Below are 16482 nucleotides of genomic sequence, written 5' to 3' on the forward strand. Positions count from 1 at the left end.
GGTTTAATTCTTTTTATTTTGGTTTGATTGCGGGTTTAAAAGTTTACCAAATCGTTTAGCGAGTTCAGGCAGTTCTTTTTCACTTAATGGGGTTTCTAACTTGTGTAAATAATTAATACTGTGGGGAGTTACACCAAGTAAATGCTGAGCATTATCTATCTCAACAACCATTAAACGCTCGCGAGAACCTAAAGGTAGACTTCTAACTACTTTAAACTCATCACTATTTGCTAAATTAGGGTTAAGCTTTTTAACAAAAAATGCCAGTACAATAATCAGTACTAGCACCATTACAAGCGACAGCACCATAGAGAGTATATCCCCAGTGGGTGTTGCCACATCTGCTTTTGAAAAAACGGTAGTCGTTAAAGCAACTAATAAGCTCATCGTAATTTTTTGATCCGCTCTACTTGGCTTATCACGTCAGTTAAGCGAATACCAAATTTGTCGTTTACTACAACTACTTCGCCATGAGCGATTAAAGTACCATTAACTAGCACGTCTAGCGGCTCACCCGCAACACGGTCAAGCTCAACAACAGAGCCTTGATTAAGTTGCAGTAGGTTACGAATATTGATTTTAGAGCGCCCTACTTCCATTGAGATAGTAACGGGAATATCTAAAATAGTGTCGAGTTTTCGTTTTTCATCACCACTCATTTCGTGTTTTGAATCACTTAACTCATCAAGCTCTGCAACATGTGCTTCGCCACTATCATCTGGGCCTTCGGCTTCTGCTAATGCTGCTGCCCATTCATCCATTGTGTCTTGATCATCGCTCATACTTTTAACCTTTTAATCAATTACCAGTCTAAGTCTACACCGTCAGAGAGGTGTAAATCATCTTCTAGTTCTGCTAATTCTGCATCTGAGTCAATTTTCTTGCCGCCTTTGGTAAATACATGCAGCTCAGATTTAACTGAATCAGGTCGTTTAATTTTTTCACTAATTTGAAGCGCAACATTATCGCGAGAGCGACCCATCTTGGCTCTAAATGTAGGGAGTTCCTCAACAAATACGGTTATATGCTCAGGCATTTCAACCGGAATAATATCACCTGCTTTTAATTCCATAATTTGCTTTAAGGTCAAATCAACTTCAAGTAACTGAGTCGACATATCAACCTCAACATCCATTATTTCATCGCGAAGTGCTTTGCTCCAACGTAAGTCGGTATCCTCTGTATCAGATTGAACACCCGCATCTAAAAGCTCTCGGATTGGCTCAAGCATCGAATACGGAAGTGCAATATGAAAATCGCCGCCACCGCCATCAAGCTCAATATGAAAAGAGCTAATAACCACAACCTCTGTTGGACTTACAATATTCGCCATAGCTGGGTTTACTTCTGAATCGAGATATTCAAACGATACATCCATAACCGGTGCCCATGCTTCTTTATAATCTTCAAAGATTATTTTAAGGAGCATTTGTACAATCCGGCGCTCTGTTGGGGTAAATTCTCGGCCCTCTATCTTTGCATGATAACGCCCGTCACCACCAAAAAAGTTATCTACCAAAATAAACACAAGTCGTGCTTCCATGGTAATCAGGCCAGTGCCTTTTAAAGGCCTAAAACGGACCATATTTAAACTGGTTGGAACAAATAAAGTATGAATATATTCGCCAAACTTAATCATTTGCACGCCGTTAATAGACACCTCTGCGGTGCGACGCATCATATTAAATAGGCTAATTCGCATATGACGAGCAAAGCGTTCGTTAACAATTTCCAGCGTCGGCATACGACCACGTACGATCCGATCTTGCGAAGAAAAATCGTACTGAAGCGTACTTCCTCCGCCATCTTCACCTTCGTGTATATCTTCCTCTTCAACGTCATCAACGCCATGTAATAGCGCATCAATTTCGTCTTGGGATAATAAATCGCTCACGCTAACCCCTTATTGCATCACAAAGCCGGTAAACAATACCCGCTCAATTACTTTACTGCCTTCAACATCCATTAAGGCTGTTTGTACCTTTTCAAGTGCAGAAAAACGAAGTGTTTCTTTACCAGAGCTCGTACTTAATTCATCAGCTGTTGTAGTAGAAAACACGCTTAATAGCGTCCCTTCTATTAGTGGTATATGTTTTTTGGCTGTTTCTTCATTTACTTCGCCACGTACTAATAATTGTACTTTAATTTGTACAATTCTATCGCGACTTGAGCCAGGCACGTTAAATACAAATGGGCGTGGCATAGCAACATATAAAGCACTACCAACTTCTGCTGATGAACCAGAAGCTGCAGGAGCAGCATCAGTCGACATCGCAGTCTCTTCATCTAAGGTTTCAACTGGCGCATCCGAACCTGACATAAAAAAGTAACCCGCAGCACCACCTGCAATAAGTAGTACAGCTACTATGATTATTATTAGTTTCTTTTTACTTTTACCGGTTTCTTCGATTTCTAAACTTGCTTCTTCAGCCATCATGATTCCTTTAATCGCAAAGGTACTTGCTTGTTTTAACTATTATAATAGCAGTACTTAGGCATAGTAATCTATTGATGATGAAGTTTGTTGTCGAGAACTTTGTGCAGTGTTATTTGCTTGCTCGTCATTTTCATCATTAACTGACTTATTATTAGCCAAATTACCTTGGGCTCCACTCTCACTTTGCTCAGCTGTTTCACCACCTGATTGCCCATAAGAAATAGTGCTTTCACCAAGCTCTAGCCCTTGTTGCGCTAACATTTCACGTAAGCGCGGCATTGATTGTTCAAGCGCTTCTTTGGCTTGCTGGTTTTGTACAACAAAGTTTATATGTGCTTGTTCTGCATCGCTACGAATACGTATTTGCATGCTGCCCATTTCTGGAGGATCGAGGCGAATTTCTGCTTCTTTATTATTAATGCTCAACATTGAGCTAACGCGCTCTTGCAGTAATTTAGCTGCATCACTTTTAACAATATTAATTGCCTGCATTACACCTGGATCAATACTTACTTGCTTAACTTGTGATGTACTTTGTAATTGTTGAGTTTGAATTATTTGGGTATCAAGTAAGCTCTGCTCGTAACTTAATGAGTCGTATTGGCTTAATGTGCTCGTTTGCTGAGTATTTAAAGCGGCTGTAATTTGCGTAAATACTTGTGCTACGCGTGCAGGAGTTTGTTCTGCCGTTATTTTTCTAAGCCCATCTTTTTGTAACTCTTCAAATGATTTTAATAAATCAGCACGCTTAGCTGAGGTTGCTACGGCTTTATTAATATCCGCGCCTTCGTTTGTAGATGCCTTTAAGCTTAACTTTTGTGGATCATATACTGTATTAGGAGTCTCTGAGGCCACAAACGTTTTTGAGTCTGATTTAGCGGTATCAGCAAGCCCAATTTCAATAGAAGCTTTTAACTCATTAACTGTTTGCTTAAGCACTGACAACTGCTCGCCTTTAGGCTGCTCTGTTTTAATATATGCGTTTAATTGCGTTAATAAACTTTGTTTTTCAGTTGTATTAAGTGAATTTATTTCTGCGCTAAAAGAGTGTTTTGTTACCGTGCTTTGCGCTTTTTCGTTATCAGTAATAAATTGTGCAAGCATTTGCTTAAGATTTGAAGTGTTACTAGTTGCGCTATTTGTTGAATCAGCGTTCTCTAATACCTTAACTTGCGCGTTAAGTTGTGAGCGCTGCTCAGACGTTAAACTAGCAATAACGCTATTAGCTTTAATTAAGCTCGCATCTTTAGTCATTAACGTATCTATTGCTGCATTATTATCACCTTCAGTTGTGGCTAAAGGAGACTGAGTAACGCTCGCTTTGTCGGCGGGTGTTGGCAAAACTGTATTATTTTTATCAGCAGACTTATTTTGTCCTAGCTGCTCTTTAGAACTCATTAATGCAAATTCAGGTTTTTCTAATGTAGAGCCAGGGCTGTCATCGGGCTTTTTATTTATAGAATTTAATGGCCCTTCAATAGCTTCGGCAACACCACTTTTCCGATGCTTGCCTTCATTTAATGGTAAAGAGTTCAAAGGTAGTGAGCTTAAGCTATCGCTTTTTGAATCAATTAATTTAGCCGTTTTAGAGTCTACATTAGTGGCAATTGGATTTTGCACCACACTCGATGTATTCGCTTCTTCAGTCGTTACTTCATCACTTGTATTAGCAGATAAAATTACTGAGGTGGTTTCTAACTCTGCATCTTCTGATTCTATACTTTTAGTTGCATCGAACGGCTTATTAATCGAGGTGCTCATTGCTTGTGCTGAATTAATTTGATCAAGCATCTCAACAGATACAAAAGTAACTTCGTCTGTTGTTATTTCATCTAGCTTTACGCTCAGATTTTCATTTTCTTCTGGCTGTTTATGCTTAGGTATGGCAATCGAGTTTTCGGCATCGGGATTTTTATTGCCCTTAAGCAAAGGCCCCATAGCGTTATGCGCTTCGTTTAGCTGGCTTAAAAATTCCTCACCTAAATTTCCTTCGCCATTAGCTAAGCTATTGTCTTTAAAAGCTAACAGTGAATCTTTTTCAGAAGAAACTAAAAACGAAATGTTATTCATCGCCATAAATCACCTAATACCATTACGGCAATATGCCACCGCATACCGCCAAAAGTTGAATTCCACTAAGTAATAAAGCAATTAGCGTGCCTGAATTACAAAGCTTTACGACGTTGAAAAAACTGATTAGCTGAAAATTCATCTAACATTTTTTGCTCATTTTTAGCCATTAACGCATTTGCTTTAAGTTTTTGATTTTCGATTAATTTGGCGACTGCCTTAGCTTTAATTTGCTGCTTGAGCCATAGCGTTTTACGTTGAGTAACAACTTGCTTAGCGGTATTTACCGTACTTGCTTGTTGGCGAATTGCTTCTTCAATTTTAGCTATAAAGGCATGATACTGCCCAAATCCGGCACTAGATAAGCCCGATTTTCCCTTAAGGTGTAACTGCTGAGAGTACTCAAGTCTAAAATTATTTAAACCTTGTAGCTTTTGTTGATTCGATTGCAAGTTTTGATTGGCTTGTAAGTAACTCATGCGCAAACTTTCTTCTTTGTCATTTTCAATTTTGAGCAATAAATCGAGTTTGTTTTTAGCCATTATGCTTGTCCTAGTAACTGAGCAAGCCCTTGCAGACCATCATCGTAACTAATGACATCTCGCATACCTTGTTGTAAAAATGCATTCACTCTTGGCATCATATTTATAGCTTGGTCGAGCATTTGATCGGTCCCTTTTTGATAAGCGCCTAACGTAATCATGTCTTTGTTTTGTTGGTACATTGAATACACTTGTTTAAGCACTCGGGCTTGTTGCATATGCGGCTCAGAAACAACTTGAGGCATAACACGCGAAATCGACTTTTCAATATCTATAGCGGGATAGTGCCCACTGTCAGCTAAATCACGCGATAGTACAATGTGGCCATCTAATATAGCTCGCGCTGCATCAGCAATAGGGTCTTGCATATCATCGCCTTCACTCAACACCGTAAAAAAGGCGGTAATTGAACCTTGCCCTTCACCGCCATTACCAGCACGTTCCACCAGCGCAGGTAATTTAGCAAACACCGAAGGCGGATAACCCTTTGTAGCAGGCGGCTCGCCTACAGCAAGTGCAATTTCACGTTGCGCCATTGCATAACGCGTTACCGAATCGAGTAACAATAATACGTTTAAACCCTGATCTCTAAAATACTCTGCAATAGTTACGGCGCTCTCACAGCCTTTTAAACGCATAAGCGGTGATGAATCAGCGGGCGCTGCGACAACAACTGAACGTTTGCGCCCCTCTACACCGAGTATTTCTTCAATAAATTCTTTTACTTCGCGACCACGCTCCCCCACTAAGCCAACAACAATTACATCAGCTTCGCTACCTCGGGTCATCATACCGAGAAGTACTGATTTACCCACACCAGAGCCTGCAAACAAGCCCATACGCTGGCCTTGCCCTACTGTGATAACCGAGTTAATAGCACGCACACCTACATCCATAGGCTTAGTGATTGGTCTTCTTGAAAGCGGGTTTATAGTATTTTGAGCAAACTTTAAATGATGCTCAGCATTAATTTTACCAAGGCCATCTAGCGGTCGCCCTAAACCATCCACCACGCGGCCTAATAAACTCATCCCTACAGGTAAACCTAAATTATTTACTTGAGGAATAACACGCGCACCAGGTAATACACCAGAGATGTGGTCGTTAGGCATTAAGTACAAAGTTTGATCGTTAAAACCGACTATTTCGGCGTCTACAAAGCCGTTCATAGTTTCTATTTTACATTGGCTACCAACGGGTGCACGTAAACCTCTAGCCTCAAGGGTAAGGCCAACAACACGCGTTAAAATACCTGCCACAGCAGGCGCTGGAGTTTTAATATGTTGTTGATATTGAGATAAGCGTTCGCTTAAAGGTGCACGTTGAGTTGACATAACACGCCAATAAAATAGTTAGATACCACTATTATGCAAAAAACTATCCAACGTTTCTCTGACACGTGTTTTAAGGGTCATGTCGAGTGACGATTGCGCTGTTTTAACTTCACAGCCACCGCGTTCAAGAGTGGGTTCTGCCATTAATTGCCAGTTATTATCAATAATGGTTTGTTCGCCATAGCTCTCTTTTATGAGTTCTAAGTCTTCGGGGTTTAAATGGATTCGTACTTTTTCTTGCTCCGCATTAAGTGAATCAATACTTTGCTTTAACGTATGTAAAATCGCATCTGGCGATGTTTTTACTTCTTGATAAATAACAGCTTCCGCTAACATGCTAGCAAGTTGTACTAATTGCTTCTCGGCTTGTTCGTCCACTTTATCTAGCGGTGCAGTTAGCCCCTCTAAAATGGCTTTTAAACTTGTTAACTGCTCTTCAATTAATGGTTTTACATCTTCAAGGCCTTGTGTTTTACCTTGCTCTAAGCCTTCTTTGTAGCCTGCTTCTTTACCTTCGCCAACGCCTTTTTCAAAGCCGTCTATGTAGCCTTGCTCATGACCTTGTTTAAGGCCTTCTTCGTACGCGTCTTGTCTAATGCGTTCAAGCTCAACCATGGTAAGCGCAGGGAGTTCTGGTTCTTGTGGCTCATCAATAGGCATTTCTTCGGCTAATTCTTTTTTGTACAACTCACTAAGCGGTGTGCCGTAAGCCGTAGAGCGATTGCCAAAGCTGCTCTCATCTGGTGCTACATCTGGAATAGCCCAGTTTTTTAATAATTCATCTGCTTCATCAGCGTGAAGTGTGCGTCCTTTGAGTTTGCTCATAGTTTACAGGAACTCCTCGCCACCGCCGCCGCCCAGCTGAATTTCACCTGAGTCAGATAAACGACGCGCTGTTGATAAAATCTCTTTTTGCGCCGCTTCTACTTCGCTTATACGTACCGGGGCCATAGCTTCTAAATCATCAGCAAGCATTTCGGCTGCACGCTTAGACATATTGCCCAGTATCTTATCTTTAAGGGCATCGTCGGTGCCTTTAATTGCTTTCATTAATACGTCTTGTTGTACTTCTCGTAGGATTGCTTGAATACCACGGTCTTCAACATCCATTAAGTTTTCAAACACAAACATTAAGTCTTGAATTTGCTGCGACATCTCTTCGTCATGTTCACGAATAGAATCCATTAACTGCCCTTCTACGTTGGTATCTAGGTAGTTCATAATATCTGCAGCAGCTTTTAAGCCGCCCATTTTAGCAGCTTGCGCACCAGCTTGACCGGCAAATTGTTTTTCCATGATTTCGTTTAGCTCTTGCAGTGCTGCTGGCTGAACTTCTTCAAGGTTTGCAATACGCATAGTTAAATCTAAGCGTACTTTTTCAGGGAACTGAGCAATAATCTCAGCTGACTGTTCTGGCTCTAAATACGATAATACAATAGTTTGAATTTGCGGATGCTCATTACGAATAATGTTTGCTACCTGCTTAGAGTCCATCCATTTTAATGAATCCAAGCCTTTAGCACCTGAGCCCATAACAATTTGGTCAATAAGGCTAGCAGCTTTGTCTTCACCAAGAGCGGCTGTAAGCGCTTTTTTAATAAAGTCTTCTGACTGAAAACCAATGGTACTAAAGCTTTGAATTTGTTCTATAAACAAGTTGTGTACAGCGCTAATTTTAGCTTGAGATAAATCCTGTAGCCCAGCCATTGCCATACCCACTTTTTGCACCTGTTTAGGTTCTAAGTGTTTAAGGATTTGCGCGGCATCTTCTTCTGATAAACTCAAAAGTAATATAGCGGCTTTATCTACCCCATCGAGCTTATCAACATCAAAGGCTGGCGGGAGTTGTTTTTGTTCTTGATCAGTCATCTTCTGTTAACCACGCTTTCACTACTTGTGATGATAGTTCTGGTTCGTTAGCTACAAGGGCACGAATTGCTTTAAGTAAATCTTCGTCGCCATGTAAATCCGGTAACTGCAGTGTACCATCACTTGAGAAACCAACCGAAGCAGAATCAAAGTCTTTATTTAGCATATCAAGTGTATTGTCGCCAATATCTACGCCGGAACTTAATGCATCTTCGTCGTATTCTTCTAGTGTATCGTCTGGGTAAATTAAGCGCTTAAGCATTGGTTTTACTACTGCCATTATCAATACAATGATAACTAAGGCGCCTAGTACAAGGCGGGCTATTTTCATAAACCAGTCTTGTTCCCACAGTGGCACTTCTATTGCTAAATTTGTTGCTTCACGTACAAACGGCACTGTTACTACTTCAAGTGCATCACCACGTTGCATATCAAAACCTACACCACCTTGTAGTAAGCGACGAATATTTGACAATGCCTCTACCGAGCGCGGGGCCATGGTTGTTTCGCCGTTTTCTCCCACTTTAGGAATATAGTCAACAGCAACTGATACGCTTATTCTGCGTATAACACCACTTTGTTGGCGCTTGTGCGAAATGGTTGTATCGAGTTCATAATTACGTGTAGCTTCTTTGTGGCTGCGTGTTGGAGACGTAGCAGTGCCTGCACCACCTTGCCCAGCAACCTCAGGAATATTTGAATTTAGCGGTGGCTGATTTGTAAGCGCACCTGGAATACCAACAGCTAGGCCGCCAATGTTATTTTCTTCAAATGTGGTTTCGCTTCTAACCGCTGGTAGGTCTGGGTTATAACGCTTTTGAGTTTCCTCAATCGAGCTGAAATCCATACTCAAATCAACTTGAGCTGTATAGTTTGCAAGCCCAACAACCGGTATTAAAATACTGTCTATTTTTTCAAGATACTCTTGTTCGCGCTTACGTTCTAAATCGTATTCTTTACGAGAGCGTGCTGCTAATGAGCTTTGCGAACCTGAATTTAATAATCGACCATTTTGGTCAGTGACTGTAACACGTGCAGGCTCTAAGCCTTGTACTGCTGAAGCAATCATATCAACAACAGAGTCTACTTCTTCACGGTCAAGTGAGCGGCCACGCTTAAGTGTTAATACAACAGTAGCGGATGGTTTTTTCTCTCTGCGGGCAAATACGTTTTCTTTAGGGATGGCTAACAATACTTTGGCGCGAGTAATGTTATTTAGCTCTTCAATGGTGCGTGCTAATTGCTGTTCACGACCATGTTTTAAACGTTCACGCTCCAAGCGTTGGCTTACACCAAAGCCCATATCTTGCATAATTATGTCAGAGCCAGATGCAGGGCCTTGCTCTAACCCTTCGCGGGTCATTAGCAATTTAATGTTTTGGTATTCGCTTTCATCAACCGATACAACATTGCCATCTAGTTGGTATTCAATTTTTTGCGCATCTAAAAAGTCTAATGTTTGAATAAGCTCTTCTGTTTGCATTTTGCCTAACGGGCGCATATCTGGCTGACGAGCCCAAATAATAATAAAAATCGCGATAGCTAAACAAATAGCCAATGCTATAACCAATGTTACTTGGCGCAATACATCAACACCACTTAAAGCACTTAAGTAGCCTGACTTTTGTTCTTGTTGATCATCACCACCACTTTGGTCGATACCGCCGCCAGCAAGTGCTAGGTCTGTAGATTGGTTAGATTGCGCCACAATAATTCTCCACTACCTAATTAAACAGGCATGTTCATGATTTCTTTATAAGCTTCAACAAGTTTATTACGAACCTGTACTGTAGCCTCAAAAGCAACTGACGATTTTTGAGAAGCAATCATCGCCTCAGCAAGCGATACACTTCGATCACCCATTTCAACCGCTTTTACTTTTTGACCTGCATCTTGCTGTAAACCGTGCACTGTATTTAGTGCATCACTTAGCATGTCGCCAAACTGGGAAGTAGAAGTAGGCTGAACTTGAGTCGGCAATTTATTTATTTGATTATTACGGCCGGCTTCTAAAGCCATTGATTGCATTTCTTGAAATACAGCACTGTTTTGAATTTTCATAATTTATCTCTGACACGCAGTGAACTCTTACAAGTAATAAAGCACAAAACATGCCAATTAATTAATCATTAAAATACAATAGGTTAACTTCAATTTGTGTTAGTCAGAGTTTTGACAACCCTAAGTTCGCAGCGCAAACTTAGGGTTTATAGGAGGTTAAGCTGGAAGTGAAATACCTAAATCGCGCATTTGCGCTAGTTTATAACGTAAAGTTCGTGGGCTTATGCCCAACGTTTCGGCAACGTCTTTACGCTTACCTTGGCAACGTGCAAGGGTTTCTAAAATAATGCGATGCTCTTTGTCTTTAAGCTCATCTTTATAGCTACCGGTATCTGCCGCTAGCAAACCTTGTTTAGGCTCATCCTCAGCATGCGACTTTTCATCATAATATGCAGAGCTTAAAGTGCTTTTATCAACACCTTTGTCTGCATGTGCTAATTCTGTTGGCGATACGGTTTGCGCCGGTGCCAATGAAGGCTCCATAACAAAGTTATTAGATACTAAGTTTTCGATAAAAATAGCATGCTCGTTTATTGTATCGCCACTTCGCAATATAAGTGCACGCTGTATAACGTTATCAAGCTCGCGCACATTACCAGGCCACGCATGAGCCAGTAACTTTTGCTCGGCAGCTTTATCTAAATACGCCATAGGCTCTTTGCTTTTACTTATATGGCGCTCAATTAAATGCTTAGCCAATACAATAATATCGCCTGGGCGTTGGCACAATGGTCGCCACATAAGTGGAAAAACATTAAGCCTGTAATATAAATCTTCTCTAAACTGATTATCTACTACAGCTTCTTTTAAATCACGATTACTGGTTGCCAAAATACGTACATCGAGCTGAATTGTTTTACGGCCCCCTAAACGCTCTACTTCACGCTCTTGCAGTACGCGTAAAAGTTTAGCTTGTAGCCCTAAGTCCATTTCAGTAATTTCATCAAGTAAAATAGTGCCGCCTTGTGCTTGCTCAAACTTACCCGGACATGCTTGAATCGCCCCCGTAAAAGCCCCTTTTTCATAACCAAATAACGTGGCTTCGAGCATATTTTCAGGTATGGCCGCACAGTTAATTGCCACAAATGGCTCATTACATCGGCTCGACTTATCATGAATATAACGCGCAAGTACTTCCTTACCCGAACCACTTGGGCCAAGTACCATTACACTTGCATCAGAGCGTGCTACTTTACTCGCAAGCTCTAATAATTGAATACTAGTTGGGTCGGCAACAATAGGTCCGTCGGTTTCTTTTGCTTTTTCAGGCAAATAACGGCTCACCATATTTAACAGCACTTCAGGTGCAAATGGTTTAGCCATGTAGTCAATTGCACCTAGGCGCATGGCTTCTACCGCATCGTCAATTGTGGCGTACGCCGTCATCATCAATACAGGTAAATCAGGGTGGTTTAATTTAATACTGCGTAGTAAATCAAGGCCACTCATTGCGCCCATTTGCACGTCGCTTACAACAAGCGAAAATTGATCTTTTTTAAGCAGTAACATTGCTTGCTCAGCACTGCTCGCTGCAACACATTCAATACCCGACATTTCAAGGGTATCTATTAAGGCTTCACGAAGCCCAGCGTCATCTTCGACAACTAAAATAGTATTACTCATAATGATCCCTCTAATTTAGATGTTGCCTTAATAGGCAGTAACAAACTAAAGCAGGCACCACCTTGCGTATTATTGGTCACATCAACACGGCCTTGGTGCGCACTAGCCACCGAACTCACTACAGCAAGCCCTAAACCTGTACCCTGACTTTTTGTAGTAAAAAATGGTTCAAAAATTTTATCGCTTTGGCTTAAATCAACACCTGGGCCATTGTCGCTCACACTAATACGAACCATATCTAAATATTTTAAATCTCTTTGTGCGCTAATTTTTACTTTTGCGCCGCTGCCAATAACTTGAATACTATTGTGCACAAGATTTTGAATAGCACTGGCCAATGCCGTTTTATTACCAACTATTTGTATATCGGGTTCTGGTAAGCTTACATCCAGTTCACTTTCATTAAGTGCGACCATCGCATCAGCACCTGCTTTAACTTCGGTTAAAAGCTGCTGCATTGAAACTTGCTCAACAACTTGCTGATCGCCACTTTTAGCAAATAACAGCATGTCGTTTACTTGAGTTTCTAAATCTTTTAAACGCGACATTAACTTTGTTTGAAAGTTATCGCGAGATGCTTCGGGTAAGCGCTTAGACCCTAAATTAGCTGCGTAAAGCATAGCGGCTGAAAGCGGCGTACGTACTTGATGCGCTAATGATGCAACCATTTTACCCAGCGCGCTTAATCGCTGCATATGTGCAACACGTTTTTGTAAGCGGCGAGTTTCGGTTAAATCCGTCATTAAAATAAGTTGCCCAGGCTCTGGTGCTAAAGCAGTAATATCAAGCTTTATTAGGCGTCCGTCTTTTAAAGACACTTCATGGCCATCATCTTGATGTGGCCTAAAAGAGCGCTGAATAACATTAAACCAGCGTTCGCCTTCAAGTGGCTCGCCAAGCATATCAATCGCTATTTGATTCGCTTTTGCAATCAACCCTTTGCCATCAAGTACAACCACGCCTGCAGGCATGGTATCAACCAAATGCGAAAGCCAACTTGCTTGCTTGCGCAGATCGCTTAATTCACCAATGTACTCCTCTTGAAGTAAACATGGGTTATACTGATTTGCAGAAAAAAACTGTGGTTTTAGCACGCTGGCAAGGGCCATAATCAAATCTCGAATTGATGTAGATACATGTCTAAATGCACGATTTATACCAAAATTTATTTACATACTTATCATTAAGTTACATCAATAATTTGAGCGACATAAAAATGACGCACACAAAAAGGAATAATAATGAGTGAGCAAATAAAGTGCCGTTGCCCGTGGCTCGACACCACTAAACCCGACTACGTTATTTACCATGATGAAGAATGGGACGTCCCCCTTTATGATGATACAAAGCTGTTTGAATTTATCACGCTTGAATCCGCGCAAGCCGGCTTAAGCTGGTACACAATTTTAAAAAAGCGTAGCGGTTACAAAAAAGCATTTGCTAATTTTGATGTAGATAAAGTGGCACAATTCACACAAGATGACGTTGAGAGACTAATGCTTGATGAAGGGATTGTGCGCAACCGATTAAAAATTGCGGCAACTGTTAACAACGCAAAGTGCTTTATAGAAATACAAAAAGAATTTGGAAGTTTTAGTAACTACCAATGGCAGTTTGTCGATAATAAACCGATTATAAGTAATTTAAATAACGCTGAGGACTACCCAGCAATTACAGAGGCATCAACTGCATTTGCTAAAGATTTAAAAAAACGGGGTTTTAAGTTTTTAGGCCCTACAACGGTTTACGCTCATATGCAGGCCTGCGGTATGGTTAACGATCACAGTAATGATTGTTTTAGAAAAGAAGAAATTATTAAGACTTTTAGTGAGTAAGCGATTTATAACCATAAAAGTGATTAATTCACAAAGAGGTTAAGAGACGCTGCGCTTTAGAGAAGTAAAGCGTAAGTTGACTATGGTTTCTCATTTACCTTCGTTTTTCTCTTTGTGAAATAACGTTTTATTTAAATGATTAAAAGCTTCGCTTTTCACACGAGCAAGATCTACGTCTACCGCCAAGGTTTAAGTTTGGGTTATCTTGTAGACGCCAAGCTTGCTTGCGTGACGGGCAAAGCCCCTAAAGTGATTGACCACAAATGAATAATAAATAACGAAAAGCATTTCACCATTTTCGTACTTCTAATCTCGTGAAAGATTATACTTTTTCATTTTCTCAACGAGTGTTGTTCTGCGAACCCCTAATATCTCTGCAGCGCGAGCTACAACGTAATCATAGCGCTCTAACGCTTGGGTAATTAAGCTTATTTCAAGTTCGGCTAAATAATCTTTAAGTTCAATACCATCATCAGGTAATAACCCACTACCCGTTTGGCTAAACTCAGCGTCTGGCTCACTTTCGTAATCACTAAAGCCTGTGCTAAATATATCGTTAAAGGCGTCTTTTTCCATTAACTCTTCAGGGTATTCTGGCTCGTAGGCTTCAACTTCAATGTAACGATATTTGTTAGGTAAATCAGGAATATCGACCACTTTGTCAGGGAACATAATAACCATACGCTCCACCAAATTAGCAAGCTCACGAATATTACCAGGCCAAGCATGTTCTTTTAAGCTCTCAACAGCGCGCTCTGTAAACTTAGCGGTAGAACCAGTCTGGTCGTTAACTCGGCGCATTAACTCTTTTAAAAGCAGCGGTATATCATCAGCACGTTCACTAAGCGATGGGTTTTCGATAGGAAATACATTTAAACGGTAATATAAATCTTCCCTAAAACTACCCTCTTCAATCATTGTTTCAAGATTACGATGCGTGGCCGCAATAACGCGTACATCAGCTTGGATTGCCTTTGTACCACCAACACGTTCGTAGCTGCGTTCTTGCAATACTCGCAGCAACTTAACTTGCATTTGCAGTGGCATATCGCCTATTTCATCTAAAAATAGCGTCCCACCTTGAGCTAGTTCAAAGCGCCCTTTACGAGCCGATATAGCACCAGTAAACGCGCCTTTTTCGTGGCCAAATAGTTCACTTTCGAGCAGCTCTGCCGGAATAGCACCACAGTTTACAGGTACAAACGGTCCATTAATACGCTTTGAAAGCAAGTGTACATTACGGGCAACCACTTCTTTACCTGTGCCTGATTCGCCTAAAATTAAAACATTAGCGTCGGTTTTTGCCACTTGCTCAATTAAAAAGCGAACATCTTTTACGGCTTCTGTTTCACCAACAAGTCCGTCAAAAGTTTTATGTGGTTTAGTATGCTTATGCTCATTAGGCAACATGCGCTGATACTGCTGGCAATCGTGAAGTAACTGCGTTGTCACTTCGTGATTAAATGGCTCGCAAATAAGTCCCACCACATTAGCGATACTTAATAGTGGTTTTAGCGTTTCGCCAATCAATAAAAACGGTAATGTTGGATAGCGTTTAATTAAGCTTTCGTGGTCAAGTGATTGCAACGCACCTAAAATAATCATGCATTCTTGCTGCTGATATTTTTTGCATTCTTGTTCAAAGCAGTCTTCGCTTAATAGTTGTACAGCTTCACCAATAAAGCCAAGTGAAGCATTTAATCCTATTGCGCGGTTGTTATTATTATCTAAAATCAAGATCATATTTAGCGAGCCGTACTTTCACTAATTTGTATAATTAGTTAAATTGTAAGCCAGTTCAGCATGGATGCAAGTGATAGCGGCAGTTTTTTGACATAAACGCCAAAAAACAGACGGATTGGTTAACTTAATAATACTTAATGATTATTAAGTTAGAGTAAACTCAAAATAGACTCAGCAGATTGATTAGCTTGTCCAAGAAGAGCAATAGATGCATTCGTCAAAAAATCGTTTGAAGCTTGTCGTGAAACTGCTTGCGCATAATCAGTATCTTGAATACGACTTTGGCTCGCAACAATATTTTCTTGCTATGTACCTAGCCCTTTAATAGTGCTCGCTAAGGTATTTTGAAAAGCGCCTAGTTCAGCACGCTGAGCATTAATTTCGTCGCTCGCTTGATCACTAATATCAATAGCAGCTTGTGCGCCTGCTTGAGTTGAAATATCAATAGTTGCAATCGCAGCAGCAAAGCTACCGTCGGAAGGTGTAGTTTTTTGTGTTGTATTGGCATCTGGCCCCACTTGAAACGACACTGACCGACCATCGAACAAAGGTTTACCGCCAAAAGACGCGTTTTCAAACGTCTCTGTAATTTGACTTTGTAACTGCACCACTTCTTCTTGTAATGCAGCACGATCATTATCACTTAACGCACCATTCCCCGCCTGAAGAGACAATTCCCGAATACGTGACACTGCATCATTAACCCCAGATAAACTTGACTCAGTCACTTGCGAATAAGAGATACCGTCGTAAGCATTGCGAACCGCTTGCCCATAACCCTCTTGTTGGGAGGTTAACCGGTCAATAATTTGTAATGCCGCGGCGTCATCCGCCGCAGAGTTTACTTTTTTACCGGTAGCGAGCTGTTCTGCAAGCTTATTGCTGGTTTGCTGGGTTTGGTTTAAATGCAGGTTTGAGTTATCAATTTTCATATATAACTCCAGAAAGTGGCTGTTAAAAACTAAGTA

General features: G+C 40.8%; 15 protein-coding genes and 1 pseudogene. 1 reads left to right on the top strand and 15 read right to left on the bottom strand.

Going from position 1 to position 16482, the window contains the following annotated elements; translation table 11 throughout:
• Nucleotides 1-3: 3 nt before the first annotated feature.
• The 13 genes from fliO to GQR47_RS03195 all read right to left on the bottom strand — a co-directional run bounded on the left by fliO (nt 4) and on the right by GQR47_RS03195 (nt 13045).
• The gene (gene fliO / locus GQR47_RS03135; RefSeq protein WP_002959331.1) at nt 4-387 is read right to left on the bottom strand and encodes a flagellar biosynthetic protein FliO; all 384 of its coding nucleotides are present in this window, start codon (nt 385-387) and stop codon (nt 4-6) included.
• Nucleotides 384-782, bottom strand: coding sequence for a flagellar motor switch protein FliN (gene fliN / locus GQR47_RS03140; protein WP_002959332.1), 399 nt, complete (start codon nt 780-782; stop codon nt 384-386). The genes fliO and fliN overlap by 4 nt, the downstream gene beginning before the upstream one ends.
• A 20-nt stretch (nt 783-802) precedes the next feature.
• Nucleotides 803-1894: a flagellar motor switch protein FliM gene (gene fliM / locus GQR47_RS03145; RefSeq protein ID WP_002959334.1), complete on the bottom strand. Its 1092-nt coding sequence runs from the start codon at nt 1892-1894 to the stop codon at nt 803-805.
• Nucleotides 1895-1903: 9 nt separating this feature from the next.
• Nucleotides 1904-2434 carry a flagellar basal body-associated protein FliL gene (gene fliL / locus GQR47_RS03150; RefSeq protein ID WP_024596363.1) on the bottom strand — a complete coding sequence of 177 codons (531 nt, stop codon included), beginning with the start codon at nt 2432-2434 and terminating at the stop codon, nt 1904-1906.
• Nucleotides 2435-2491: 57 nt separating this feature from the next.
• Nucleotides 2492-4513, bottom strand: a complete 2022-nt coding sequence (locus tag GQR47_RS03155) for a flagellar hook-length control protein FliK (RefSeq protein WP_029753269.1) — start codon at nt 4511-4513, stop codon at nt 2492-2494.
• Nucleotides 4514-4602: 89 nt separating this feature from the next.
• Complete coding sequence (fliJ, locus tag GQR47_RS03160; protein WP_010553907.1) at nt 4603-5049, bottom strand: flagellar export protein FliJ; 447 nt, start codon at nt 5047-5049, stop codon at nt 4603-4605.
• Complete coding sequence (gene fliI / locus GQR47_RS03165) at nt 5049-6383, bottom strand: flagellar protein export ATPase FliI (RefSeq protein ID WP_002959338.1); 1335 nt, start codon at nt 6381-6383, stop codon at nt 5049-5051. Before fliI ends, fliJ begins: the two co-directional genes overlap by 1 nt.
• An 18-nt stretch (nt 6384-6401) precedes the next feature.
• On the bottom strand, nt 6402-7208 hold the full coding sequence (gene fliH / locus GQR47_RS03170; RefSeq protein ID WP_024594885.1) for a flagellar assembly protein FliH: 807 nt from the start codon (nt 7206-7208) through the stop codon (nt 6402-6404).
• A 3-nt stretch (nt 7209-7211) separates the two neighbouring features.
• Complete coding sequence (gene fliG / locus GQR47_RS03175) at nt 7212-8252, bottom strand: flagellar motor switch protein FliG (RefSeq protein WP_007581881.1); 1041 nt, start codon at nt 8250-8252, stop codon at nt 7212-7214.
• Nucleotides 8245-9960 (bottom strand): flagellar basal-body MS-ring/collar protein FliF, encoded by a 1716-nt coding sequence (gene fliF / locus GQR47_RS03180; RefSeq protein ID WP_024594884.1) that lies wholly within the window; start codon nt 9958-9960, stop codon nt 8245-8247. Before fliF ends, fliG begins: the two co-directional genes overlap by 8 nt.
• 20 nt (nt 9961-9980) lie before the next feature.
• Entirely contained in the window at nt 9981-10313 is a 333-nt protein-coding gene (gene fliE / locus GQR47_RS03185) for a flagellar hook-basal body complex protein FliE (protein WP_008168784.1), read from the bottom strand.
• Nucleotides 10314-10469: 156 nt separating this feature from the next.
• On the bottom strand, nt 10470-11936 hold the full coding sequence (locus tag GQR47_RS03190) for a sigma-54 dependent transcriptional regulator (protein WP_154903544.1): 1467 nt from the start codon (nt 11934-11936) through the stop codon (nt 10470-10472).
• Nucleotides 11933-13045, bottom strand: coding sequence for an ATP-binding protein (locus tag GQR47_RS03195; protein ID WP_154903543.1), 1113 nt, complete (start codon nt 13043-13045; stop codon nt 11933-11935). Before GQR47_RS03195 ends, GQR47_RS03190 begins: the two co-directional genes overlap by 4 nt.
• A gap of 132 nt (nt 13046-13177) precedes the next feature.
• Here GQR47_RS03195 and GQR47_RS03200 point away from each other — a divergent pair, with 132 nt between their 5' ends.
• A complete protein-coding gene (locus GQR47_RS03200) occupies nt 13178-13771 on the top strand; it encodes a DNA-3-methyladenine glycosylase I (protein ID WP_165723529.1) in 594 nt (197 codons plus the stop codon).
• A 306-nt stretch (nt 13772-14077) separates the two neighbouring features.
• Here the strand turns inward: GQR47_RS03200 and GQR47_RS03205 are convergent, their stop codons facing one another.
• Nucleotides 14078-15514, bottom strand: coding sequence for a sigma-54-dependent Fis family transcriptional regulator (locus GQR47_RS03205; RefSeq protein ID WP_165723530.1), 1437 nt, complete (start codon nt 15512-15514; stop codon nt 14078-14080).
• A gap of 149 nt (nt 15515-15663) precedes the next feature.
• Nucleotides 15664-16446, bottom strand: a pseudogene (locus GQR47_RS03210) (flagellin).
• Nucleotides 16447-16482: the final 36 nt, after the last annotated feature.

Source organism: Pseudoalteromonas sp. Z1A2, assembly GCF_011378755.1.
In the GTDB taxonomy this organism is placed as follows: Bacteria; Pseudomonadota; Gammaproteobacteria; order Enterobacterales; family Alteromonadaceae; genus Pseudoalteromonas; species Pseudoalteromonas distincta.